The organism is Arthrobacter sp. ISL-30, from assembly GCF_018613855.1.
In the GTDB taxonomy this organism is placed as follows: Bacteria; Actinomycetota; Actinomycetes; order Actinomycetales; family Micrococcaceae; genus Arthrobacter.
The window spans coordinates 1-24368 of the sequence record NZ_JAGGPK010000056.1; the positions used below are offsets into that span (position 1 = coordinate 1).

At 64.0% G+C, this 24368-nt stretch carries 22 protein-coding genes; 11 read left to right on the forward strand and 11 right to left on the reverse strand.

The genetic code is table 11. From position 1 onward, the window contains the following. Nucleotides 1-162: 162 nt before the first annotated feature. From J7E82_RS19200 to J7E82_RS19215, 4 genes are all read right to left on the reverse strand, one after another. On the reverse strand, nucleotides 163-1395 hold the full coding sequence (locus J7E82_RS19200) for an Ig-like domain-containing protein (RefSeq protein ID WP_214865576.1): 1233 nt from the start codon (nucleotides 1393-1395) through the stop codon (nucleotides 163-165). Between the two features lie 186 nt (nucleotides 1396-1581). Continuing rightward, nucleotides 1582-3060, reverse strand: coding sequence for an adenosylhomocysteinase (gene ahcY / locus J7E82_RS19205; protein ID WP_214865578.1), 1479 nt, complete (start codon nucleotides 3058-3060; stop codon nucleotides 1582-1584). Nucleotides 3061-3144: 84 nt separating this feature from the next. Next, nucleotides 3145-3396, reverse strand: coding sequence for a Trm112 family protein (locus J7E82_RS19210; RefSeq protein ID WP_214865580.1), 252 nt, complete (start codon nucleotides 3394-3396; stop codon nucleotides 3145-3147). 138 nt (nucleotides 3397-3534) lie between these two features. Continuing rightward, nucleotides 3535-3948 (reverse strand): DUF3499 domain-containing protein, encoded by a 414-nt coding sequence (locus J7E82_RS19215; RefSeq protein WP_214865582.1) that lies wholly within the window; start codon nucleotides 3946-3948, stop codon nucleotides 3535-3537. A 143-nt stretch (nucleotides 3949-4091) separates the two neighbouring features. Here J7E82_RS19215 and J7E82_RS19220 point away from each other — a divergent pair, with 143 nt between their 5' ends. Next, nucleotides 4092-4604 (forward strand): metallopeptidase family protein, encoded by a 513-nt coding sequence (locus tag J7E82_RS19220; RefSeq protein ID WP_214865584.1) that lies wholly within the window; start codon nucleotides 4092-4094, stop codon nucleotides 4602-4604. Between the two features lie 13 nt (nucleotides 4605-4617). Here the strand turns inward: J7E82_RS19220 and J7E82_RS19225 are convergent, their stop codons facing one another. From J7E82_RS19225 to J7E82_RS20885, 3 genes are read right to left on the reverse strand one after another with little or no spacing between them, the layout of a single operon-like run. Further along, complete coding sequence (locus J7E82_RS19225; RefSeq protein WP_214865586.1) at nucleotides 4618-6279, reverse strand: DUF5719 family protein; 1662 nt, start codon at nucleotides 6277-6279, stop codon at nucleotides 4618-4620. Beyond that, nucleotides 6272-9727 carry a glycosyltransferase gene (locus J7E82_RS19230; RefSeq protein WP_214865588.1) on the reverse strand — a complete coding sequence of 1152 codons (3456 nt, stop codon included), beginning with the start codon at nucleotides 9725-9727 and terminating at the stop codon, nucleotides 6272-6274. Before J7E82_RS19230 ends, J7E82_RS19225 begins: the two co-directional genes overlap by 8 nt. 29 nt (nucleotides 9728-9756) lie before the next feature. Continuing rightward, a complete protein-coding gene (locus J7E82_RS20885) occupies nucleotides 9757-10302 on the reverse strand; it encodes a WhiB family transcriptional regulator (RefSeq protein ID WP_251042145.1) in 546 nt (181 codons plus the stop codon). A gap of 363 nt (nucleotides 10303-10665) precedes the next feature. Between J7E82_RS20885 and J7E82_RS19240 the strand changes: the two genes are divergently transcribed. Beyond that, on the forward strand, nucleotides 10666-11367 hold the full coding sequence (locus J7E82_RS19240; RefSeq protein ID WP_214865590.1) for a TIGR03089 family protein: 702 nt from the start codon (nucleotides 10666-10668) through the stop codon (nucleotides 11365-11367). Nucleotides 11368-11401: 34 nt separating this feature from the next. Here the strand turns inward: J7E82_RS19240 and J7E82_RS19245 are convergent, their stop codons facing one another. Further along, on the reverse strand, nucleotides 11402-11956 hold the full coding sequence (locus J7E82_RS19245) for a GtrA family protein (protein ID WP_214865592.1): 555 nt from the start codon (nucleotides 11954-11956) through the stop codon (nucleotides 11402-11404). A 217-nt stretch (nucleotides 11957-12173) separates the two neighbouring features. On the opposite strand from J7E82_RS19245, the gene J7E82_RS19250 reads away from it, so the two are divergent. From J7E82_RS19250 to J7E82_RS19270, 5 genes are all read left to right on the forward strand, one after another. Beyond that, nucleotides 12174-13361, forward strand: coding sequence for a 5-(carboxyamino)imidazole ribonucleotide synthase (locus J7E82_RS19250; protein ID WP_214865594.1), 1188 nt, complete (start codon nucleotides 12174-12176; stop codon nucleotides 13359-13361). Continuing rightward, nucleotides 13358-13924, forward strand: coding sequence for a 5-(carboxyamino)imidazole ribonucleotide mutase (purE, locus tag J7E82_RS19255; RefSeq protein WP_214865596.1), 567 nt, complete (start codon nucleotides 13358-13360; stop codon nucleotides 13922-13924). The genes J7E82_RS19250 and purE overlap by 4 nt, the downstream gene beginning before the upstream one ends. A 9-nt stretch (nucleotides 13925-13933) precedes the next feature. After that, entirely contained in the window at nucleotides 13934-15589 is a 1656-nt protein-coding gene (locus J7E82_RS19260; RefSeq protein ID WP_214865598.1) for an LCP family protein, read from the forward strand. 75 nt (nucleotides 15590-15664) lie between these two features. Beyond that, on the forward strand, nucleotides 15665-16915 hold the full coding sequence (gene manA / locus J7E82_RS19265) for a mannose-6-phosphate isomerase, class I (RefSeq protein ID WP_214865600.1): 1251 nt from the start codon (nucleotides 15665-15667) through the stop codon (nucleotides 16913-16915). A 1-nt stretch (nucleotide 16916) separates the two neighbouring features. Further along, complete coding sequence (locus J7E82_RS19270; protein WP_214865602.1) at nucleotides 16917-17852, forward strand: peptidoglycan bridge formation glycyltransferase FemA/FemB family protein; 936 nt, start codon at nucleotides 16917-16919, stop codon at nucleotides 17850-17852. 71 nt (nucleotides 17853-17923) lie between these two features. Here J7E82_RS19270 and glpX read toward each other — a convergent pair whose 3' ends face one another. Continuing rightward, a complete protein-coding gene (glpX, locus tag J7E82_RS19275) occupies nucleotides 17924-18943 on the reverse strand; it encodes a class II fructose-bisphosphatase (protein ID WP_214865617.1) in 1020 nt (339 codons plus the stop codon). A gap of 218 nt (nucleotides 18944-19161) precedes the next feature. Between glpX and J7E82_RS19280 the strand changes: the two genes are divergently transcribed. From J7E82_RS19280 to J7E82_RS19290, 3 genes are all read left to right on the forward strand, one after another. After that, a complete protein-coding gene (locus J7E82_RS19280) occupies nucleotides 19162-19845 on the forward strand; it encodes a DUF4245 domain-containing protein (RefSeq protein WP_214865604.1) in 684 nt (227 codons plus the stop codon). A gap of 9 nt (nucleotides 19846-19854) precedes the next feature. Continuing rightward, the gene (locus J7E82_RS19285; RefSeq protein WP_214865606.1) at nucleotides 19855-20469 is read left to right on the forward strand and encodes a carbonic anhydrase; all 615 of its coding nucleotides are present in this window, start codon (nucleotides 19855-19857) and stop codon (nucleotides 20467-20469) included. Between the two features lie 118 nt (nucleotides 20470-20587). Next, complete coding sequence (locus J7E82_RS19290) at nucleotides 20588-22009, forward strand: class II fumarate hydratase (protein WP_214865608.1); 1422 nt, start codon at nucleotides 20588-20590, stop codon at nucleotides 22007-22009. Between the two features lie 66 nt (nucleotides 22010-22075). Here J7E82_RS19290 and J7E82_RS19295 read toward each other — a convergent pair whose 3' ends face one another. Beyond that, the gene (locus J7E82_RS19295; RefSeq protein ID WP_214865609.1) at nucleotides 22076-22549 is read right to left on the reverse strand and encodes an NUDIX domain-containing protein; all 474 of its coding nucleotides are present in this window, start codon (nucleotides 22547-22549) and stop codon (nucleotides 22076-22078) included. Nucleotides 22550-22635: 86 nt separating this feature from the next. Continuing rightward, nucleotides 22636-23196 carry an A24 family peptidase gene (locus J7E82_RS19300; protein WP_214865611.1) on the reverse strand — a complete coding sequence of 187 codons (561 nt, stop codon included), beginning with the start codon at nucleotides 23194-23196 and terminating at the stop codon, nucleotides 22636-22638. 60 nt (nucleotides 23197-23256) lie between these two features. On the opposite strand from J7E82_RS19300, the gene J7E82_RS19305 reads away from it, so the two are divergent. Further along, the gene (locus J7E82_RS19305; RefSeq protein WP_214865613.1) at nucleotides 23257-24027 is read left to right on the forward strand and encodes a hypothetical protein; all 771 of its coding nucleotides are present in this window, start codon (nucleotides 23257-23259) and stop codon (nucleotides 24025-24027) included. Nucleotides 24028-24368: the final 341 nt, after the last annotated feature.

Genomic DNA, 24368 nt, shown 5'->3' on the forward strand with positions numbered 1-24368 from the left:
GAGAACCGACATCCCGGCACACACCAAGTCCACAAACTCGGTGCGTGCGCTCAGTGGATAAGACTTGACCATAGAACACTCCATCAATTCAGAGCGTTGCTACGACCATATGACTCCACCGCGCCCATAACGACCAAAACTGCGAGTCAGATGGGGGAATGCTCAGCGCTTGGCGTAGTTGGCCCAGGCGATATTCCAGTCTCCGTAGCCTTCAAGCGGCTCGACTGCAGGTGCCCCGGTGTTCAGTACCTGGACAACATCACCGGTCTTCATGTTGCTGAAGAACCACTGAGCGTCGGCGGGGAGCAGGCCCACGCAACCATGCGAGACGTTGTACTTGCCCACGGCGCCCCACGCGGATTCCAGTGCCTGGTGCACGTACACACCGGAGGAGGTCAGGCGGTTGGCATATTCGACGACGAGGGGTGGGTAGTAGCCCTTGTCCCCCGGCTTGAGCCCGATGCTGCCGGCATTGAATTTGGAGTTGCGTTCCTGCTCCATGATGACCGCATAGCCCGTGGGTGACAGCCAGTCCGGGCTACCGAGGGTGACGCGGGCCGTCTTCACCAACTGGCCGTCAAAGTAGACGTTCATGGTCTTGGTGAGGTCATCCACAATGGCCACCCTTTGGGGCCCGGTCTTGAAGGAAACGGAAACGTTGGAGTTGCCGATCATGTTGTTGCCGAAGTCCAGGCCGAACAGGGGCATATCCACGGTCACTTGGGTGTTTGGGGCCCAGAAAGTTTCGGGCCTGATGCGGACCTTGCGGTCCGAATACCAGCGCCAGGCGACCGGCTGGCCGGAAGATACGGTGATCTTCACAGCCCTTTCCATGGCTTCCTTGTTCAGCACAGGCTCGCTGAAGTTGATTTCGATGGGCTGCCCCGAGCCGACTGTTGAGCCGTTCAGCGGATAGACCGCCGCGTCTGCTTCGTTGGCCTTGGAGACAGTGGTGAAGGTCTGCCTCTTGGTGGTTTCGCGCCCGGCTTCGTCGACGATCGTGAAGGTGTAGGCGTAGGCGGTGTTGAAGGCAAGGGGTTCCGCGGTAGTCCAGGTGGTGCCGTCGGCGCTCACGGCGCCGTTGACGGGGGTGCCGCCTTTTTGGGGCACGAGGACGACGTTCTTGACGGTGCCGTTGACCGCCTTGACCGATGGGCCCGAGGCGGGATTCACTTCAACGGCGCCATCGATCGGTGTGACGCCCAGCTCAACGGCCTTGACCACGGGCGCTGCGAGGCCCGGCTCGCTGCGTTGCGGGGTCCCCGCCTCAGACTGCAGGGCGCCACCGGCCCAGCTGGGCGCAGTGGCGACGCCAATCCCCCCGGCCGCGACGGCGGCGCAGATCGCCGCGATTCCCAGGATTTTGCCCGTTTTGCGCTTTCCGATTTCAGTCAAGTCCAACTCTCCAGATCCCCCGGCCAGGCTAGCTGTGCCGCCTGAAAATCGCCTGCCGATTGAACCCCAAGCGGCAACGCATCCGATACTCCCGTACCAATTTTAGCCGACGACAATGGACCGTCTGCGCAGCCAGGCCTGGGAGCCTGGCTGCGCCTCTCCGGTGGAGTGCAGAATCCGCGGTTTTTAGTACCTGTAATGGTCCGGCTTATAGGGGCCCGCCACGTCAAGGTCCAGGTATTCGGCCTGCTCCTTGCTCAGTTCCGTCAGCTCGACGCCGAGCGCGTCAAGGTGAAGCCTGGCGACCTTCTCGTCAAGGATCTTGGGCAGGACATACACCTGGTTTTCGTACTCCCGCTCACCCCCCAGCTGGTCCTTTTTGGTCCACAGCTCGATTTGCGCGATGGTCTGGTTTGCGAAGGAGTTGCTCATGACGAAGGACGGGTGGCCCGTGGCGTTGCCCAGGTTCAGGAGGCGGCCTTCGGAGAGCACGATGATGGAACGCTCGGAGTCAGCGCCGCCGTCGAACACCCATTCGTGGACCTGGGGCTTGATCTCAACTTTCCTGACGCCGGGAATTCTGGCCAGCCCGGCCATGTCGATCTCGTTGTCGAAGTGGCCAATGTTGCCCACGATTGCCTTGTTCTTCATGCCCAGCATGTGTTCGGCCATGATGACGTCCTTGTTACCCGTGGTGGTGATGAAGATGTCACCCTGGGCCAGGACAGATTCGAGTTTTGCAACCTGGTAGCCGTCCATGGCTGCCTGCAGGGCGCAGATGGGGTCGATCTCGGTGACAATCACGCGGGAACCCTGACCCCGCAGCGCCTCTGCCGCACCCTTTCCGACGTCGCCATAGCCACAGACGACGGCGACCTTGCCGCCCATGAGGACGTCCGTGGCGCGGTTGATGCCGTCCGGAAGGGAGTGGCGGATCCCGTATTTGTTGTCGAACTTGCTCTTGGTGACGGAGTCATTGACGTTGATAGCGGGGAAGAGCAGCTTGCCCTGTTCCGCCAGTTGGTACAGGCGGTGAACACCGGTGGTGGTTTCCTCACTGACACCCCGGATGCCGCCGGCGATCCGGGTCCACTTCTGCGGGTCCGAGGCGAGCGACTTGCGCAGGACATCGAGGATGAGCGCGTATTCCTCGGGGTCGTTTTCCCCGGCGGCAGGCACTGCGCCGGCTGCTTCAAACTCCACGCCCTTGTGGACGAGCAAGGTGGCGTCGCCGCCGTCGTCCAGGATCATGTTCGGGCCCAGGTCCGGGTTGGTATCCGCCCCCGGCCAGGTGAGGATCTGCTCCGCGGTCCACCAGTACTCCTCCAGGGTCTCGCCCTTCCAGGCGAAGACCGGGACGCCCTGCGGATCCGCGACGGTGCCTTTGCCCACCACGACGGCCGCCGCGGCCTCATCCTGAGTGGAGAAGATGTTGCAGGAAGCCCAACGGACCTCGGCGCCGAGGGCCGTAAGCGTCTCGATCAGCACGGCCGTCTGGACGGTCATGTGCAGGGATCCGGCGATGCGCGCCCCCTGGAGCGGCTGCGAGGGGCCGAACTCGGCTCGGAGGGACATGAGGCCCGGCATCTCGTGCTCGGCGAGGCGGATCTGGTGGCGGCCGGCCTCGGCGAGGCTGAGGTCGGCAACTTTGTAGTCGAGTGTCATGGGAGTCCTTGGTTGTACTTGCGGCTTTGCTGGAGCGTGCCGGGGCAGCCCGGCTAAGTCTTCCTAACGGCTGAGTCTTCGGGATCAGCCCTTAGGCGTGGCTGCTTCTTTGGAGTGCGTCGGAGCGTGGTCGTGCTGGTCCGAGGGTGCGTTCGTGGCGGCGGCCAGGAGCTCGGGCGGCAGCAGCAGCGGAATGCCGTCCTCAATGGCGTAGCGGGTTTTTTTGCCGGATTCGCCCGCCGTCGTCGAGACCAGCTCGTCGCCCTCCTGGACCAGGCTCGAGCCCGTCACGGGGCAACGGAGGATGGACAAGAGTGCCGGACTGATCTTGGGCATGAAGTGGGCTCCCTGGAAGGCGCCGCCTGGGGCGCCGCTGGCGGACTGATATGCAGGTTCCAGCCTACAGCGCCGCGGCTTGGGGCGACGTGCCGCATGGGAGGGCTGCTGCTGGAAAGACACGGGGCCTGGGCCGGCTTAGGAGGGTTCGCGGAGGACGCGCAGGTGGCCACGTCGTGCGCCTTCCAGCCGGTTGCCTTCAAGCCGTGTGCCTTCAACCTGTCCGGATTCGAGGGGAACCCGGGCTCCGCGCTGCTGGGGAGTCTCCGGATGCTCGGGCAGTGAGGCAGCTTCGCGCACGGCGTTGGCAAGGGCCAGGAGGTCGTCCGGACCGGGTTCCGGAGGCGTGGCAGGCATGGCAAGCCGCAGGACCTCCCAGCCGCGGGGAACGGTCAGGGAACCTGCATGCTGGGGACAGAGATCATAGGAGTGGGGTTCGGCATACGTGGCCAGTGGACCGAGCACTGCCGTGGATTCCGCGTAGACGTAAGTCAACGTGGCCACCGCGGACTGGCGGCAGGCAGATCTGGAACATTGACGAATAGCACCCACAGCATCCCAGATTAGCCCCTTTAGCCGCCTGGTCACGGCATTGGCGCACGATTACTACCGTGGCTTCCGTGCCTGCGTTCCGACATGAGGGGTCTGAACCACTTGATGTCGCGCGCACGAGTTGTCGGGTTTAGAGTCGATATATGCAGGCAGAGCATCAGGGCGGGGGCTTCACAGTCCGGTTGGCCGAACCCGACGGCGAGAACACCGGGACGTCCGCACGGGCGAAGGGGTTCATGCAACGCCGAAGGAACCGCCATGGCCGCGGTCTTCGGGGTGAGATCATGCTGCCCAATGTTCCTGGCTATCGGACGCGTTCGGAGCGGTTCGACGACCTTGTGCTGGATTCCGCGGAGCGCCTGCATGACATGTGGGGAAAGCAGCTGGACGGCGTGCTCTTTGCAGTGGACGAGATCCCGCCGAACCTGGAACAGCTTGTGGCCAATCATGCTGCTGCTCCGATGGGCTCGGCCACGCCTGCTGGGAAGGGGCAAAACGCCGTCGTGACGGTCTATAGGCGAGTGGTTGAGCAGGCCTGCACCACCAGGGAGGAATTGCCCGACCTCGTCCACGACGTCGTCGTGGAGTACACAGCCGAAATGCTTGGCGTGGCTCCCGAAACCCTGGATCCGGTCTACCGCCGCCGTTACATGTAGTGGTTAACCGCTCCTAGTAGCCGATCCTGACGGGTACCTTTTCCTGCCCCTGCGCGCCTTCCTGAGTGGCGACGATGGCAATGTCAGGCCGCTCTTCCGTGCCCAGCATCAACGATCCGAAGACGGGGTCGCCCGAGGCGGACACAACGTAGCCCGCTACCTCGGCGTCGTCGACTTTCTCCGGGACGCGTACTGTCGCGGTGGTTCCCCCGGAGATGTCGATGCTTCCGGCCTTCCGGACTTTCCCGTCCCTGGTCACTGCTGTGTAATCGATCTTTGCACGTCCGTCAGGGGCGCCGAAGACAAGGGTCGCATTGCCGTCATTCGGCAGCGCCACGATGTGCTGGCTTCCCAGCCTCAGGGACGACGGCGACCAGGCAAAGTCCCCGGGTTCCTCCGCCTGGAGCCCCCGGGCAGACCTGGTGGCGGCAACCATTGCAGTGTCCGAGGTCGCGCTGACCGTGTAGGTCCCCTCAGGTACTCCGGTGAGCGGGACTTCGGTAACTGACCCGGCCTTAGCCGTAACGGCGGCCTTGCCGGGCAGCGTGCGCTCTCCATTGCTGCCGTAGAGGCGGATTTCCACAACGGCGTCGGCCGGTCCTGGCACTGTGATCTGCAGTGCGGGGGCCGCATCCTCGAATCCGGACTTTTCGGAGATTGTCTTTAGGGCCGTCCCGTCGGGAATGTGGATCGCGGTCATAACCTGCCGGACGCCGGGGGCTGCCCCGGGTGAGAGGAAATCAACGCCTCCGGGAGTCAGTCCGCGCAGGACACTCTGCTGAATTGTTGCCGCTACCGGTCCCCCGGTGCTTCGAAGATGGACGGCCAGGCTGGCCTCGCCGGAAGCCAGGCCCGCAAGGGCCACGGTGCGTGTGGTTCCCGGAGGCACCAGCAGTCCCCTGCTCCCCGCGGCCTGAATCTGTCCGTCTTTCCCGTATAGGTCAAGGCTCACGGTGGCCGGGGTGCCGGAAGGATTATTGAGATTCAGGATTGAGGTGCGGCCCAGCGTCGTGTTGGCACCGAGGATCCAATAGTCGTTGCCTGGCTGCTGACAGCCTGCAGCGGCAATTCCGCGGAGGTCTCCGTCAGTGGCCGAATACTTCATGAGTGCCGACGTCGACGGCTGCTGGTTGCCCACAGCATCCGCTGCGACCACGTCCACTCCTTCTACCGCACGGGCCGACAGTACGGCCGCTTGCAGCGCGGGCTCTCCGGCGGCGGGAGCCTGCGACTGCTGAGGGGCTTTGGAGATTTCGGCCAGGCCTTCGCCGGACAGGCTTGTTACCCGGCTGCCTGGCAGAGTGCCCTCCTTGCCGCTGAGGACAAGTGCATTGAGAAAGCTCTTGGCGGTGCTGGAGACAGGGCTGAACTGGGGGTCGGTACCTACGGGGGTGCCCTCCAGCAGTTGCGCAGGAGCGGGGCAGACAGCGGTGGATGGTCCGGCCGGGACATCGGCCAGCGGCACCTCGAGTTCCCGGGCAGTGTCCGGACCGGGAACAAGCGAGGAAGCTGAGACCACCCCGGCCCCGGCCGCGACAATCACCACAGCTGAAATTACTCCCGCCAGCATGCCCTTCGTTTTGCGTCCCGCCTTGGAACCGGGAACGGGCCTTGAGACTGCGAACCTGCGCCGATTGGCACCTTTGGCCTGCTGGGGGGCTTCTTCCCTAGGCATTGCTGTACTCCTTACGAAGGGATCCTTCGTCCTTTGAGAGCCCGGTTTTCGGCCGGGGGGCCGGCATGGGAATCGCGAGAACAATCGTCAGACCGATGATTACTGCCTGCAGGATTCCCAGCCACGGATGCCATGGGTTCACGTAGCGGACCTCCAGCTGCCCGCCCCCTGCCGGGAGCGTGAAAGCCTGGGACCAGCCTGACGTTGTTCCGGTCAGTTTTCGGCCGTTCAGCCAGGCTGTCCAGCCGGGATCGGACCGTTCGGCAAGAACCACGAGGCGTCCCTCACCGCCGTCCGGAACGGCGGTGGCTACCGACGTCGAGCTTGAGCCCAACAGCGCAACCACCTTCCCTCCGGCGTCGACGATTCTCGCCCTGTGGGCGGTCTCGGCGGCGGAATCAGCAACAGGAGTCAACGGAGTGACCCGCCACAGCCAACCCGAGTCAGTCTGGCCGACCGCAATGAGCCCGGGAACGGCGTCGATCCTGCTGGCGATAAGCTGCGCAGCGGTATCGGACGCGGACAGCACCACGAAGCCTGCGCCGAGCTGTTCGAGTTCCATTCGAGGATCGACGCCGGTGCCCGCGACGATCGTGGCTACGACACTGCGCAGTGATGCGGAGACCGGGTCGTCGGCAGCAATGCGCTCCTGCCCCGGCGGTCCAAGGATGCTGCGTGACGAGGCGATTGTTGAGAGGGCGTCCAGCGTAGTGCCTTCCCCGCGGACGAGGGAGGACGTGTAGGTTCCGTCCTCTCCTGCCGCGATCAGCAAGGTCCTGGTCTGCTCTGGACCCTGCGCATGGTCAGCGGCCGTGGCCGGGAGGGCTCGAACCGGCCCGGGCTGTACCAGCCTGGAGCTTCCGAGGGGCGACTGGGATGATGCAGGCTGGGACGCCCCAGGTTGGGATGGCACAGGCAGGGACGCCCCAGGCTGGGACGACGGCGATTGGGATTCTGAAGCGGTCGGCACCTGGAGCAAATTCCCGGCGCTCCAGGCGGCAATCCCTGCGAGTGGGCCGGCCACGAGCACGAAGGTCGCGATGGTCGAGGCGGCCTTCAGGAGGAACGTCCGCCGCCGCGTGACGGAGCCTCGCGCGGAGTCCGACGCGAGGGAGTCAGACTTGTCAGCGAAGGTCAGGAGGTTCTCTGCGCCAATGAGCGCGGCGCCCAGAAGCGCGAAGGCGGCCGCAGACACGGCCGGACCCGTATAAGGTGCCACCAGCACACCGGCGTTGACTCCGGTTGCCACGTGGGTGCTCAGCCAGGCGGCGGACAGGACAGTCAATGCCGCCACCCACAGGAACCTCGTCAGGCGGGTCCGTTTACCGGGCACGAACAACCCGGCGATTGCGAGGACCAGCATTGGCGCGCCAATCAGCAGGGTAAGCAGGATGGCCCATGGGGCACCGCCCGGGCCAAACAGCCCAAGCCCGGCCAGGCCGCCCTCGACGTCAAACCGCAAGGGCTGCCCCAGGAGCTGCTGCCAGAGGGGCGCCGCGTCAAAGCCCAGCGGAAGCCCGGGGTCGCCCAGCAACGCTCGAGGCCGGTCCAGGGTGGAAAGGGCAAAGGGAACGAAGAGCGCTGCGCTGGGCAGCAATGCCCACCACACGGTCCTCCCCCTGTGGCCCAGGACCACGCCGCTCCCCACGATGACCAGCACTGCGGGAAGCAACAGGGAGGGCGCCGAGGCAGTAATGACGGCCAGTGCCAGTCCGGCCGCCGCGGCTGCAGTCCAGGAGGGCGTTCCGTTCACGCCCGGCTTGACCGGAACGGGCGCCGAGCTTCCCTGTCCTGCCGTCCCCCGCTGTCCTGCCGCCACGGGGGCATACCGCCCCTGGCCCACGGCCGAACCTGTGGCGCGCAGCAAGGCAAGGACCAGCAGCGGCATCATGATGTGCGCCACGAGGGCACCGAGGCGTCCCTGGTTGAGGGCAAGCTGCAGCGCCGGTGCCCCCGCCCAGATAAGTGCCGCCGTGAAACGGAACCGGCGACGGGTTGTCAGCGCCGCCGCGGCGAACCATGCGGCCAGTCCCGAAAGGGGCATCGCCAGCAGGAGAAGCCAGACGACGGCGGCGTTCGCGTTTCCGGCACCGAGCACGGAGAGGACCCACAGGATGTAGTCGAAGGGATCGCCGTGGCCGGGGAAACCTGCGCCCAGGCTGATCCACCACGAAGAAGCGTTCTCCCAGATGTCCCCGGCATCGGCGGACAGCGGCAATAGTGCCCCACCCGTGGCCGCCTCGGCGCGGATCAGGTTGGCGAGGCCAAGGAGGGAGGAAGCCAGGGCGAGGAGTCCGGCCACCACGGCACCGGTACCCACCCAGCCGCGCTCGTTCGTGGCGAGGGCGGCAAAGTCATCTGCAGAGTCGCCGCTGGGCTCCTCGGACAGTACACCAGGCCCAGGACCGCTGGCTGAATCATCAGCACCCAGCGCCTCCATCAAAGAACGACGATGGGCCCACACTTCACGCCGCGGCGTCTGCAAGCCCCTAATGACGGATCTGGGCAGCCGACGGGTTCGTGCGGCGATAATGCGGGCACGGCCGATTGCCAGCGGCCGACCAAGGGCGGACAGCGTTGCGCCCAGCTGGGACAGCCCATACCCGGGATCTTTCACTGTGATGCTCAGGAGGAGCCGCAGTAATCCGCCAAGGAGGGCGCCCACGGCCTGGAAGGGGACGGCCCATGCTGAAGCATGCTTCAAGCGAAGGTGCACCTGCGCCTTCCGTGCTGCGGTTGCCGTGCCGAGGCCGTTTGGTCGGTGGACCACATGGAACATGCGGGCACTCGGCACCACAACCACGCGGTTGCCCGCAAGGCGGTTGCGCCAGCAAAAGTCAACGTCGTCGCCCGTGCCGGGCAGGGCCGGATCGAACCCCTGGAGCTGCTCCCAGACATCACGACGTATCAGCATTCCGGCCGAGTTGACGGCGAAGATGTCACTTCGGCCATCGTGCTGGCCCTGGTCCAGTTCATCGGATTCAATGAGGGTCAGCCGCTCGGCCCAGACACTGGTGGACAGCCCGACGTCGATAAGCCGCCGCGGATGCTCCCAGTCCAGCTGCTTACAGCCTGCAACTGTAACCGACGGCGCCCGTTCCACGGCGTGGAGCAACTCGGCGAGGGCCTCCGGTGCGGGCGCAGCGTCGTCGTGCAGCAGCCAGATCCAATGGGACGATTCAGCCTGGGAGGGATCGCGGGTCCTTCCCGTGCCGCGCGTGCCGCTTGGCGAGAAGGCTGCCAAGGCAGCCTTGACTGCTCCCCCGAAGCCGGTCTTTCCCGGCTCGGCCATGGTGACATTGGCCTTGCCGAGCGCATGTTCCAGCAAAGCTGCCGAATTGTCGCTAGAACCCGTATCAATGCCAATGGCGGCGTCTGCCGGACGAGCCTGGTCCGCCAGCGCCGCCAATGTCCTAGGGAGATAGGTCCCGCCGTTGTGGGCAACCACGACGGCGGTAACGTGTACTTCCTTGAGAATCAGACTGCTCGCTTTCTCAGCCGACGGCGTTCGCGCTCTGAAAGGCCTCCCCAGATGCCAAAGCGCTCGTCGTTGGACAACGCGTATTCAAGGCACTGCGAGCGGACGTTACAGGCTCCGCAGACCTTCTTTGCGTCCCGCGTGGATCCGCCCTTCTCGGGGAAAAACGCTTCCGGATCCGTTTGTGCGCACAAGGCATCCGTCTGCCAGCCGAGTTCGCCTTCGTCGTCGAAGTCGTTCCGTGCAGGCAAGCCGATCCATACCGGCTGTGCCAGGCCCTCCGTGGAGCTGGACTGCAACTCCATCGGCGGATCGTCGCCTTCGTCCTCCTCCGGCGCGCTGCCGGTGAGGAACATTTCGTGCGCCGCCAAAAAAGCGGTGGCCTGGTCTTCCAGTGATTCTCTTGCACTTCGGTTGTAGCGTTCGGCCGCTTCCGGATCGGCCGGATCTACATACCAATCGCTTGGTACCCCCCGTGAACGGTACGTTGCCGCAGCTTGGCCGGCAACAACTGCATCTTCCTGGATACGCTCTCCATGCCCCATGGCGTCCCTCCTGATGTTGCACCACCGCCTGGATAGGCTGGACACTCGGATTGTGCCGCTATTTGCGCGGTGGCGTTCGATATCTAATTACACGCGTGTAACTACCAAGGCGTCAAGCGGCCGCCGGATAGTAATCAACGCCTGGCCGTAAGCGCAGGCACGCCACGCCCGGGATCAGTTGTGGTTTGACAGCACCTGACCTGCCAAAACGTTGCCGGAGGCTCCAAAAAGATGGAATCCCATTGATTTTTCAGGGAATTCGCCCAGAGTTTGCCGACAGGGCGAGGAACCTGAAAATGAAGTGTTGTGGCTGGAATCACATCCCCCGGCGATTCATGCAAAGTGCCGTGGCAAGATGTAGCCATGAGCACCCCGGCGATACATCTGATGACCGCGCTGCGGTCAGGCCATTCAACGTCTCCCCGCCTCACCTGGTATGGACCGGATTCGGAAAGGGTGGAGCTATCAGGGCGCGTTTTGGACAACTGGGTAGCCAAAACCAGCAATCTGCTCCAGGACGAACTCGACGCGGAACCCGGAATGAAGCTGCGCCTGGACCTCCCCGCCCACTGGAAGTCGCTTGTCTGGGCCCTCGCTGGCTGGCAGCTTGGTATGGAACTTGTGCTCGACGGCGGCGACGCCGACCTGCTTGTCACGGACAAGCCCGACGGCGAACCGGGCGGCAGCTTTGACGCCGTCATTGCGGTGCCACTGGCCGCGCTGGCAATGAGCTGGCCGGGCGAGCTTCCGTCCGGAGTGCTGGACTATGCGGCGGAAGTCCGCTCCCACGGCGATGTTTTCATGGCCCACACAGATCCCGACCCGGCCCTTCCGGCGCTCACCGGGCCTGGCAAGGCTGTCCGCCACAGCGGGCTGCTTGACGAATTCGCGGCATCGCAGGAGGCCGGGGTGCGGCTGCTCGTCAAGGGCGCCGAGGGATTGGAGTCAGCCCTTTCCCGGTCTTTGGGGGCCTGGAAGCAGGACGGCTCAGTGGTGCTGGTCGATCCAAACGTGGAGGTAACCCAGCACCTGCTGGACAACGAACGGGTCAGTGCGACGCAGTAACTAGCGCCATGCAGTAACCCGTGGCACCGGGTGGTCAGGGCCTTTTGGCGGCTTCTGAATCCGAAGCGTGTTCGGCTCCCTGATTAGCAGTGTGCTTGGGATGGAGTTCGATGAGCTCGTGGTCATGCGAGAACTCCGGCTCCTGGTCGAGTTCCTGGTTGAACACGAGGAAGCGGTAGGCAAAGAAGCGCACCACCGTCGCTACGAGGATTCCCGCCACGCCGGCGGCAAAAAGCATGTTCTTGTCGGTGACGCCGAGGCTGTATTTGGCCAGGGCCGTAAATCCTGTCGAAATGCCGATGCCAATGCCGTTGATCAGGATGAACATCAGGAACTCGCGCAGGACATTGTCCTGGCGGCGGTGGCGGAACGTCCAGAAGCGGTTGGCAATCCAGGAGAAGATCGTCGCCACAGTGGCGCCCACAAAACGGGCTTTGGCTTCGCTGTCGCTCATCGGACCGTGCATGAGGAAATACGTCAGTCCGTTATCTATGACGAAAGCCACACCGCCCACGGCGCCAAATTTGGCCACCTCTCGCCAAAAGAGCGAGATGAGTCCCCGGATGCGATCCGACAATGTGTTAATCATGACCCTCCAAGGCCGTCGAACAAGGGGGCCATTGGGCCGAACAACCATTTTAGCTCCCAAACCTTGGAGCTCCCGCAACGCCTCCCGGCCACACTGCCCAATTCGGTCCGGCGTAGGCAGCCCGAATGCATTGAACCATCCCGGTTCAGGCCCATTTGGCCATTCCTTCTGGCGCCAAAATCAAGGATCCGCCCGCCTGTTCGGTAGGCTGAACCTTGTGACTTTTCCAGTAATAGGCGTGGTTGGTGGCGGCCAGCTCGCACGCATGATGGCTCCGGCGGCAACAGCTCTCGGCTTCGAACTCCGTGTCCTGGCCGAAGGCGAGGACGTTTCTGCTGTTCGCGCAGTCGCCAACGCCCCCGTTGGCGACTACCGCGACTTGGCGGCCCTTCTTGAGTTTTCCCGCGGCCTTGACGTCCTCACGTTCGACCATGAGCACGTCCCCACGGAGCACCTCCGCGCCCTCCTGGACGCGGGCGTCAACGTCCAGCCTGGACCCGACGCCCTCCTCAACGCCCAGGACAAACTGGTGATGCGGGAAGCCATTGACCGCCTTGGCCTGCCGAATCCAGCGTGGTCGGCCGTGCACGACGTCGACGAACTTGTTGGCTTCGGAGAGCGCATCGGCTGGCCCGTGGTGCTGAAGACCCCGCGCGGAGGGTACGACGGAAAGGGCGTCCGGATAGTTCACTCCCCGGAGGACGCCCGCGACACCGCAGGCTGGTTTGAGTCGATGAGTCCGCTCCTTGCCGAGGAAAAGGTCAACTTCACGCGTGAGCTCTCCGCCCTCGTCGCACGGACTCCTGGCGGCGAATCCCGCGCCTGGCCGGTGGTGCATACAGTGCAGGTGGACGGCGTCTGCGATGAAGTGATCGCCCCGGCACAGGGCATCCCACTCGAGGTCGCCGCGGCAGCCGAGGAAGCCGCCCTGCGAATTGCAAACGAACTCGGGGTCACCGGCGTCATGGCCGCCGAACTGTTTGAAACTCCCGGCGTCGGTACTGGCTTCCTCATAAACGAACTGGCGATGCGTCCCCACAACACGGGGCACTGGACCCAGGACGGCTCCGTGACGAGCCAGTTCGAGCAGCATCTGCGCGCCGTACTGGACCTGCCGCTGGGGTCCACCGAGGCCCTTGGCCCGGTGGTGGTCATGAAGAACTTCCTCGGCGGAGACAACCAGGACCTCTTTAGTGCCTATCCCCTGGCACTCGCTTACGAACCCGCCGCCAAGGTCCATTGCTATGCCAAGTCGGTCCGGCCCGGCCGCAAGATCGGTCACGTCAACCTGCTCGGCGCCTCAGCCGCCGACGTCGATACCATCCGCAGGCGCGCCACCGCCGTCGCTGACATCATTAGAGACGGCCGCGTTCCGGCCGGAACCCCCAATCAGGAGATTGCATGAGTGCCGAATCCGTTCAAGCCCCGATCGTCGGCCTCGTCATGGGGTCCGATTCGGACTGGCCGGTCATGGAGTCAGCAGCGGACGCCCTGGCCGAGTTCGGCATACCCTTCGAGGCCGACGTCGTTTCCGCCCACCGCATGCCCACCGAAATGATCCGCTATGGGCAGACGGCCCATGAACGCGGCCTGCGTGTGATCATTGCCGGTGCCGGCGGCGCCGCCCATTTGCCTGGAATGCTGGCCTCTGTGACTCCCCTCCCCGTTATTGGCGTGCCCGTACCGCTGAAGACCCTCGACGGTATGGACTCCCTCCTGTCGATCGTGCAGATGCCCGCCGGTGTCCCCGTCGCCACCGTCTCCATCGCCGGCGCGCGGAACGCCGGCCTCCTTGCCGTCCGGATTCTCGCTTCCGGAACCGACGATCTCGCCGTGCGCCTGCGCTCGGACCTCCAGGGATTTGCCCAGGAACTCAACGATGTGGCAACGAGGAAGGGTGCTAACCTGCGAAGAAAAGCAGGCGAAGTCTTCCCCCAAGGCATCGGCTCTGCACGGGGCAGCCACTAGGGGCCGCGCATGTCGACGACGAACAGCACCCGCAACCAGTCCGTCGGGAGTTCCCTGACAGATCCCGTGCGCTATCCTGCCGGCGCACCGGCCCCTGTCCAGACCAAACGCGCCTTCCTCCTGCTCCTGATGACCCTGTTTGTACCGGGCAGCGCCCAGATCGTGGCGGGCGACCGCAGGCTGGGAAGAATTGCCCTGCGTGTCACCCTGGTCGCCTGGGTGCTGCTGCTACTCACAATCGTGCTGTTCTTCGCCAGCAGGACTGTCCTGCTGAACATCCTCACGCACCCCATTGCGTCCCTGCTGATCATCGTCGTCCTGGTGGCCCTGGCCATCGGCTGGGCAGTGCTGTTCATCAACACGCTCAGGCTCATCCGTCCTGTCCTCCTCGCCCCCGGGATGCGGCCGATCCTCGGCATCGCCCTCGTCCTGGCCATGGTGCTGAGCAGCGGAAGCCTCGGCTACCTGGCCTACATGCTGAACGTTGGGCGCAACGCCATCAGCAGCATCTTCGCGAACGGCCCGGCGATCGATCCCGTTGATGGGAGATACAACTTCCTCATGATGGGAGGAGACGCCGGAGACGACCGGACCGGACGGCGTCCTGACAGCCTGTCCGTTATCAGCGTCGACGCAAAAACGGGCCAGAGCGCGATTATCTCGGTTCCACGCAACCTCCAGAACGCGCAGTTCAGTGAGGATTCCCCGATGCGGACGATCTACCCGGACGGCTACAACTGCGGTAACGACTGCCTGATCAACGCCATCAATACGGACGTCACCAACAACCACCAGGATCTCTACCCGGGAGTCGACGATCCCGGCGCCCAGGCAACGCTGGAAGCCGTCTCAGGGACGCTGGGCATCACGGTCCAGGCCTATGTCCTCGTGGATATGGATGGCTTCGCCAAGCTCATTGACGCGATGGGCGGCATCCGCATCAAGGCCGGTGGCTGGGTCCCGATGAGCGGCCCGATGATCGACGACGCCAACGGTATCCACGCGATGCCCGAGGGGTGGATACCTGCCGGCGAACAGCACCTCGACGGCTATCATGCGCTCTGGTATGCACGTTCACGGGAATTCGTGGACGACTACGCGCGCATTGCGCGCCAGCAGTGCGTCCAGCAGGCCATGCTGAAGCAGTTGGATCCGGGCACGCTCCTGACCAAGTTTGAAGATATCGCCAGTGCTGGCACCAAGATCGTCGAATCGAATATCTCCTCGGCCCAGCTGGGCAGCTTCGCCGACCTTGCCATGAAGTCCAAGGGCCAGCCGGTATCGCGGCTCACCATCGGACCACCGGATTTCGATGCGTCGTTCTCGACCTTCCCGGACTTCGACGTGATCCATGAGCGAGTGCAGCAGCTACTCAAGCCCCAGGCTAGCCCGGCCGCGGGTGCCGCCGTCGGTCATACATCCCTTGATGACGCCATCGTGAGCCATGATTCGGCCGTCTCCGACGGATTAATGGCCGGCGGACTGAGGGCAAACGGAGTTCCGGCGACCACCCAGCCTGCGCCGACGTCGGACTTCACGCCGGTTACTACAACTCCTGACGGGCAGCCTATTACCGAAGCCATGCTCAACGAGCTCAAGGCTGCCGGCAATGAACAGGCCATCCGGGAACTCGTGGCCACCAACGGGCAGTGCGCCCCGCTCTAAGCCACTGCCCGGCGGCGGCAAAACCAGCAAGTTCGCCAACGTTACTCGACCTCACGAAGAGAAGGACCTCCGGCCGTGTTTGAACTTGAGAACGTCTTGCGCCCCTACGCCTGGGGCTCGAAGACGGCAATCGCCGAGCTGCTCGGCCGTGAGGCTTCGGGTGGTCCGGAAGCTGAGCTGTGGATCGGCGCGCATCCGGACTCGCCTTCACAGGCAGTTGGGAGCGACGGGCAGTCGCTTGCCCTCGACGCGCTCATCGCCGGCGATCCCGCGCACTTCCTGGGTTCCGCGAGCCTTGGGCAGTTCGGCCCGCGCCTGCCTTTCCTGACCAAAATCCTCGCGGCCGAAACGCCGCTGTCCCTGCAGGTACATCCCAGCCTGGAGCAGGCGAAGGAGGGCTTTGCGGCGGAGAACCGTGCCGGGATGGCCCCGGATTCCCCTTCCCGCAACTACCGGGACGACAACCACAAGCCGGAGATGATCTTCGCGCTGACGCCGTTCGAGGCCTTGTGCGGCTTCCGCCCGCCGGCAGAGTCCTCAAAGGTGTTTGCGCACATCATCGGCTTCCTGGAACTGGCCGGCCTCGACGTCCCGGCGGTCCTTCCGGCCGTCGTGGAGGATCTGTCCCTCCCCGACGAGTCCGCAGCGCTCAGGGCCGCCTTCACGCGCCTGATCAGCGGCGGCCAGGAGGTCTCCGATGCTGCCGAGCACGTGGCCGCCGCACTCCGGTCCGGCGCTCCGATGACTCCCCACACAGCGGCACTTAGTACCCTGCTCAGCCTCAACGGCTACTACCCGGGCGATCCTGGAGTCCTGATCTCATTGCTGCTCAACGTGGTCTCCCTCGCCCCGGGAGAGGCTGTCTACCTGCCTGCCGGCAACGTGCACGCCTACCTCAACGGACTCGGCGTCGAAGTCATGGCGACATCGGACAACGTCCTGCGCGGCGGATTGACGCCCAAGCATATCGATGTCCCCGAACTCCTTAAGACCATCGAGTTCAGGTCCCTCGGCGTGCCCAAAATCCAGGCGGAACAGTCAGCCCTGGGACAAGAGTTGTACCGGCCTCCGTTCCGGGAATTCCAGCTGCAACGCATAGAGCTCAGCCCGGGAAGCGAGCCTGTGCCCTTGGCGCAAAACGGTCCTGCGATCGTCGTCGTTACCTTGGGCGCGGTGGTACTGGACTCCCCCAAGGGCGACCTGCCGTTGAATCGCGGCGCCAGTGCGTTCATTCCCGATTCCGAGAGTCCGGTGATGGTGCACCCGGCCGCAGGATTAACGGGCCGGGGCATCGCCTTCGCAGTGACCACTTCCCTGGAGGCCTGACATGCAGTTTTTCCTGCACACCGCTGCCTGGGAGGAGTTCCAGCGCGATCTAGGCCGCACGGTCCATCGGAAGTCGGGACCTGGCTGGAGCTTCCTCGCCATCGAGGAAAGGAATCCGGCTGGCAAAGTGCTCTACGCTCCCTATGGTCCCGTTGCAGAGTCCGTAGATGCGTTCGACGGCGCCCTGGAGGCCCTCCGGTCGCTGGCCCGTGAGCGGCACGCCGCGTTCGTTCGGATTGAACCGGTAGACGCCGGCTTTTCGGCAGCCGAAGGGGACGCTGTGCTCCGCGGCCGCGGGCTGAATCCCGCACCTGTCAACCAGCAGCCCGAATTGAGCTGGATCGTGGACCTCAAGGGAGATTTCAAGGACATCCTGGCGGGCATGAAGCCGACCAATCGGAACCTCTACCGGAATATCCACAAGAAGGGCGTGAAATTCCGGTCAACCCAGGATCCGGCGGAGATATCGGTGCTGCTGGATTTCCTGCACATGACCGCCGCCCGCAACGGGTTCAAGCCGCAAAGCGATGATTACCTCACCCAGGTTGCCCGCTCCTTGATGCCGCGTGGCGCCGCCACCCTGTTTATTGCCGAACTTGATGGCAGTCCCATCGCCGCCGCCCTCGCCTATGACTCGGCGGACACGCGGACGTATGCCCACGCCGCCATCGATGACGAGCACCGCAAGCTCAGTGCGGGGATCCCGCTCCTGGTGACTCTTATTGCTGATGCCAAGGAGAAAGGCCTCAAGTACGTGGACCTCTGGGGTGTGGCACCGGAGGACCAGCCGGATCACAAATGGGCGGGCTTCACGTCCTTCAAGAAGTCCTTTGGAGGACGCGAGGTCGCCTACCCCGGAACGTGGGACCTCCCGGTGAACAAGCTTCGCTACGGGGCATACCAACTGGCCAGGAAGCTGCGGGACAAGCTCCGCTAGACACCTTTCAAAGTGCAAACAAAAGCGCCAACCTCGCCGGGCGAGGTTGGCGCTTTTGTTTAGCTGCCTGCTTACTTGCGGGCGTAGGTCTCCCATTTGTTGGAGTGGTGTTCGGCGTCGACGAAACGGACCGTTCCGGACTTTGAACGCATCACGATGGACTGCGTAAGGACGCGGTCCTTCTGGTAGCGCACGCCCTTCAGGAGGTCGCCGTCGGTGATACCGGTAGCCGCGAAGTAGCAGTTGTCGCTGGTCACGAGATCGTTGGTGGAGAGCACGCGCTCGAGGTCGTGTCCGGCATCGATGGCCTTCTGCTTCTCGTCGTCGCTGGTGGGCCAGAGGCGACCCTGGATGACGCCGCCGAGGGACTTGATGGCGCAGGCAGCGACGATTCCTTCGGGGGTGCCACCGATGCCCATCAGGGCGTCGACGCCGGTTCCGGCACGGGCAGCGGCGATTGCGCCGGCGACGTCGCCGTCCATGATGAACTTGGTGCGCGCACCGGCTTCACGGATTTCCTCCACGAGCGGGCGGTGGCGGTCACGGTCCAGGATCATGACGTTGAGCTGGTTGACCTTGACGCCCTTGGCCTTGGCGATCAGGTGCAGGTTCTGCTTGACCGGCAGGCGGAGGTCCACCATGTCGGCCGCTTCCGGGCCGGTGACGAGCTTCTCCATGTAGAAGACTGCCGAGGGGTCGAACATGGAGCCGCGCTCAGCCACTGCGAGGACAGCGAGGGCGTTGTTGATTCCGAGGGCCGTGAGGCGGGTGCCGTCAATGGGATCGACGGCGACGTCGCATTCGGGTCCGGTGCCGTCGCCAACCTGCTCTCCGTTGAAGAGCATGGGGGCCTCGTCCTTTTCGCCTTCGCCGATGACGACGACGCCATTGAAGTGGACGGTGTGGAGGAAGGAGCGCATGGCGTCAACTGCGGCGCCGTCGGCCTTGTTCTTGTCACCGAATCCGACCCAGTGGCCGCCTGCAATGGCAGCGGCTTCGGTCACGCGGACGAGTTCGAGCGCGAGGTTGCGGTCAGGTTCGTCAGTGCGCACCGCAAGCGACGGCGAAATGGTGGAATACTGCTGGGTCATTGGCGATGGAGACACGTGAACCTCTTCTTCGAGTGTCGATTCATTGGACCAGGACGGGCCGTGCGGGACGGCCGTGGTAATTCCTCTTCTACTGATCATAGTGGTGGAGGGAACCACCGGTCACAGCTGACCATCAGGCGGGTGGCCCCGGCGGGACTCATCTCTGCCCCTTGCTGGGACGACGATGTGTATTCGCTGCCCGGATAGTGGACTATTGAATGGTGAGTGAAACGCAGGACAAGCCGGCCCGGGAAACGACGTCCCTTGGAACGCCGACGCCGGACGATACAGCCGCCCAGCCCCCGGTCAAACCCGTAATCCCCGCGAAGGCGGCCAAGCGGGCCAACGCCTCGGTGATCGGTATGATCATTGCCCTGCTCGTGAGCGTGCTGGCTTTCCTCCCGGTGGTCCTGATGAATCCTGCCCCCAAGAGCGACGGATTCCGTCCCAATGTCAACGTTTCCGCCGTCGCCGCCAATGCTGCGGATGTGGCAGGATTCACACCCGTCAGCCCCGATACCGGCGACACATTCAGTCCGAACTACGCCCGGTGGGAGTCCGGCATGGGCAGTGGCGTTCCCACTTGGGAGGTCGGTTACCTGACGCCCAAGGAAGCCTTCATCGGCCTGACGCAAACCCGGGAAGCGAATCCCACGTGGGTCCTGCAGAAGGTGTCCAATGCGCCGGCCACCGGAACGCGCAGCGCCGGCGGCCAGGAATGGGAGCTTCGGGATACCGGCAAGGGAACCCGCAGCCTGGTTCTTGAGTACCGGGGCACAACCGTCATCCTCAGCGGCACCGCGGGCCTTGAGGAGCTGTCCGTGCTGGCCACGTCCGTCGTCGAATCCATGGATCGCAATGCTGCCGCAACAGTTTCACAGACGGGCACTCCCACCCCGTAAAGTAGCCACGTGGCAACTTATCTCACTCCCGCCCTGGCTTGGCGCCGTCTCCGCGAAGGCAATGAACGCTTTGTAGCCGGCAAGTCCCTGCATCCCAACCAGGACGCATCCCGACGGTCATCGCTGGTCCACGACCAGCACCCCTTTGCGGTGATCTTTGGATGCTCCGACTCCAGGCTCGCCGCTGAGATCATTTTCGATCTCGGCCTCGGTGATGCCTTTGTGGTGCGCACTGCCGGACAGGTCATCGACGACGCCGTCCTCGGCTCGCTGGAATACAGCATCAGCCAACTCGGCGTGCCGCTAATCGTCATCCTCGGCCATGACAGCTGCGGAGCGGTCAGCGCCACGAAGTCCGCGGTCGAGACAGGCGACATGCCCGCGGGATTCATCCGTGACCTCGTCGAACGCATCACTCCCTCGGTCCTGACGTCTCTCCGCAACGAACAGTCGGACGTGAATGACATGGTGGTGGAGCACGTCAAGCAGACATCCCACCGCTTGGCGGACAGCTCTCGTGTGATTTCCGACGCCATTGAAGAGGGCCGTGTTGCTGTAGTGGGCCTGTCCTACAAGCTTGACGAGGGCCGCGCGGCGCTGGTTTCCGGTATCGGCCAGCTTTAGGCCGCCTTTCCGTGGGTTCCAGTTCTATTCCAGGACCTCCTCCCGGCGGCCACCGAAGCACGCGTAGCATCCCGTTCCCGGTTTTCGATGCGGCGGGCGGGCGACCTAAGCTAGCCCCATGACTTCCACTGCTGAGTTCCGTATTGAACATGACACGATGGGCGAAGTTCGCGTCCCCGTGAACGCCCTGTACCGCGCCCAGACGCAGCGCGCCGTGGAGAACTTCCCGATCTCCGGCAAGACCCTTGAGCGCACGCACATCGAGGCACTGGCCCGCGTCAAGAAGGCCGCGGCCCTGGCGAACAATGAACTGGGGGTGCTCGACGGCGAACTCGCCGAGGCCATCGCCAAGGCTGCCGATGAGGTCGCCACCGGAAAGTACGACGGCGACTTCCCGATTGACGTCTTCCAGACCGGCTCCGGTACCTCCTCCAACATGAACACCAACGAGGTCATCGCGGAGCTCGCCACCCGTGCCCTCGCGGCCGCCGGGAGCGACAAGGTTGTCCACCCGAACGACCACGTCAACGCTTCCCAGTCCTCCAATGACGTCTTCCCCACCTCGGTGCACGTCGCCGCCACCTCCGCGTTCATCAACGACCTGATCCCCGCGCTGGAGTACCTGGCCGCTTCCCTTGACCGCAAGGCCGCGGAGTTCAAGGACGTCGTGAAGTCCGGACGCACGCACCTCATGGATGCCACCCCGGTGACCCTCGGGCAGGAGTTCGGCGGTTACGCAGCCCAGGTCCGCTACGGCATCGAGCGCATCAACGCAGCACTCCCCCGTGTTGCCGAAGTTCCTCTAGGCGGTACGGCTGTGGGCACGGGCATCAACACCCCTGCAGGCTTCCCGGAGCGCGTCATCGAACTCCTCGCGGCCGACACCGGTCTTCCCCTGACCGAAGCCCGCGACCACTTTGAAGCACAGGCAAACCGCGATGGCCTCATCGAAGGCTCCAGCCAGTTGCGGAACATCGCCATTTCCTTCATGAAGATCAACAACGACCTTCGCTGGATGGGCTCCGGCCCCAACACGGGCCTCGGCGAAATCGCCATCCCCGACCTGCAGCCGGGCTCCTCGATCATGCCGGGCAAGGTCAACCCGGTGATCTGTGAAGCTTCCATCATGGTCTGCGCCCAGGTCATCGGCAACGATACCGCCATCGCCTGGTCCGGCACCAACGGCGCCTTCGAACTGAACGTCGGCATCCCGGTCATGGCCGCCAACCTGCTCGAATCCATCCGCCTGCTGGCCAACACGAGCCGCGTCATGGCCGACAAGATGATCGACGGCATCACCGCCAACGTAGAGCGTGCCCGCTTCCTCGCCGAGGCGTCGCCATCCATCGTGACGCCGCTGAACAAGTTCATCGGCTATGAGGCCGCGGCAAAGATTGCCAAGAAGGCAGTTGCGGAAGGCCTGACCATCCGTGAAGCCGTCATTTCCCTCGGCTACGTTGAGCGCGGCGAACTGACGGAGGAGCAGCTGGACAAGGCCCTCGACGTCACCACCATGACGCGCCCGGCTCACAAGGCCTAACGCCTAAAGGACCGTTTCGCGGCCGGTTCCCACCGTTGGGAGGGGGCCGGCCGCCGTCGTATCTGCTTATTCCTGCTGATAGGCCACAGGACCGTCCGGTGCCAGGGCAAGGCGAATGCTCTCGCGATATCCCGCGCTCAGGGGCGGAAGATCATCCAGGTTGAACCAGCCGACATCCAGGGACTCATCGTCGTTCACTCGTGCCTCTCCCGAGACGTAGCGGCACCTGAAGACGATGTCCAGGAAATCGCAGACGTCGCCGTTCGGATAGGTCACCGGGCCAATGACGCCGACGGCGAGAACGCGTTCCGTCCGCGCGACGACTCCGGTTTCCTCGTAGATCTCCCGGACAAGGCCCGCGGCCGGGTGCTCCCCCGGATCCAGGATGCCGGTGATCAGTGTCCAATGCCCATTGTCGGCACGCTGGCACAACAGGACACGCTGGTTGTCGTCCAGCACCACCCCTCGGACGGCGGGAAGCCACAGCGGATCGGTTCCGATTTTCTCGCGTAGCCTGAGCACAAAATCCGGTGCCGCCACGGTGTCACGCCCTTCCGGTGATAACTGCGCACTTATGTGCGAGTATCCCATCGAGCTGGACCTGGGAATAGCTACGGGGAAATACCTCAGGCCGGCAGCAGCAGCATGGCGGCGGCGGCACCGGCGAGCATAAAGGGACCGAACGGAATGGCGGACTTGAGGGAGCCCTTCCGTGAGGCGACCAGGATGATCCCCCACAGCCCGCCGAGCAGGAACGCCGCGAAGGTTCCGGCAAACACATGCCCCCACCCCAGGTACCCAAGATAGAGTCCAAGCACTCCGGCAAGCTTCACGTCGCCAAAGCCCATTCCCTGCGGATAAACGGCGCGGAGGATGAAGTAGAAAATCCACAGCACGGCTGCGCCGGCCACAATGGCAAGTCCGGGCAGCCCAAAAAGTACTGCACCGGCGTCGGACGCGTTACGGCCCTCCCCGTCCGGTTGCAGCCAGAAGGCTGCGGCGGCCCCGAGCAGAAGCACCCCCGCCACGGCGTACGAGGGGAAGACAATCCTGTTGGGCAGGAGGTGGTGGCGCACATCTATCACGGTCAGGCGCAATGCCATAACGGCAAAGTAGGCACAGGCGGCGAGCGCGAGCCAGAAGCCGATGGGGCAGGATCCCCAGAGTTCGCCCAGTCGTCTGATCACACTCGGATGCTACTGGATTGCGCACAATTCCACCGTTGCACCCGCGCGTAAACTGTGGATATGTGGACGTTCAGCGCCTCAAGGCAGGAACCGCAACCGGCCGACCCTTCCTCCACATTCCGCAATCTGTGCCGGTCTTCCCCCTGGAAATGGCAAAGCCTGCGCTTCGAATACCTGGACCTGCCCGGCTCCGAGGAATCAGTGGTGCGCGCCTGGCTCCGGCGGCCCGGCGCCCTTCGACTTGAGGACAGGAACGGGCGGCTACTGCAAAGTACAACCGGCATCAACGACTCCCGCGACGGGCTTTACGTCAGTGCCACCCGGAAGTCCTGGCTCCTGCCTGCGAACCTGGTTACCCCGGTCTATGACGACGCTGGGCTGGTCAGGCGCCGGCCGGAAGCAGCCTATGGCGAACCCTGCTTCGGCAACGGGCGTTTCGCCGCAGCATTGGATCCCGTGGAACTGGCCGGCAATGCCCCTGTACCCATGGAGTTTCCCTCCGCCAATGCCGTAGAGCTGGGCACCATCAAGGAAGTGAACCATGAGGGCCGCGATGCCCTGGAAACCGTGGTGGTGGTCAATCCGAGTTATCGGCCGCAGGATCCCAGTTTCCCTCTGTGCTTCCCGGGAAGGACAATGATCCGCATCGATCTGGGAACCGGCGTCTGCGTAACCAGCGAATCCCTGGACGGAGAGACGAAGGGCAAGGGACATTGGCTGCGAATCCTCGGCGTCGACGAATACATGCTCGATGACCTGTTCACCGCGGAGTCCATGAACCTCACCGATGTCCGCCAGCACATCGTTTGGAATGCAGGACCGGTGGCCTGATACACGCGCGTTCGCTGAAACGGGTTTCAATCCAGCCATTTACAGCGTTATAAAATGCTTGTTAGCGTTGTCCCTCGACCGCGTTAACCCCCCACTGACTGGCAGTAGATGTCGTTATGAGGCGGCGGAGTCAAGTAGTCGGGGCAACGCTGGGGTTTAGGCTGCCAGCAGCAGTTCGTTGAGCCGGTTGGCTGGGGTTTGCAGGTTCAGGGTGGGCCGGGGCCGGCGGTTGAGTGTGGCGGCGACTCGGCGGAGGTCTTTCGGGGGTGTGGACGGAAAGGTCGGGGCCCTTTTTCTTGCTCTTTATAACCATTTCCAGGCCCCGGGGCGGTCATTGAACT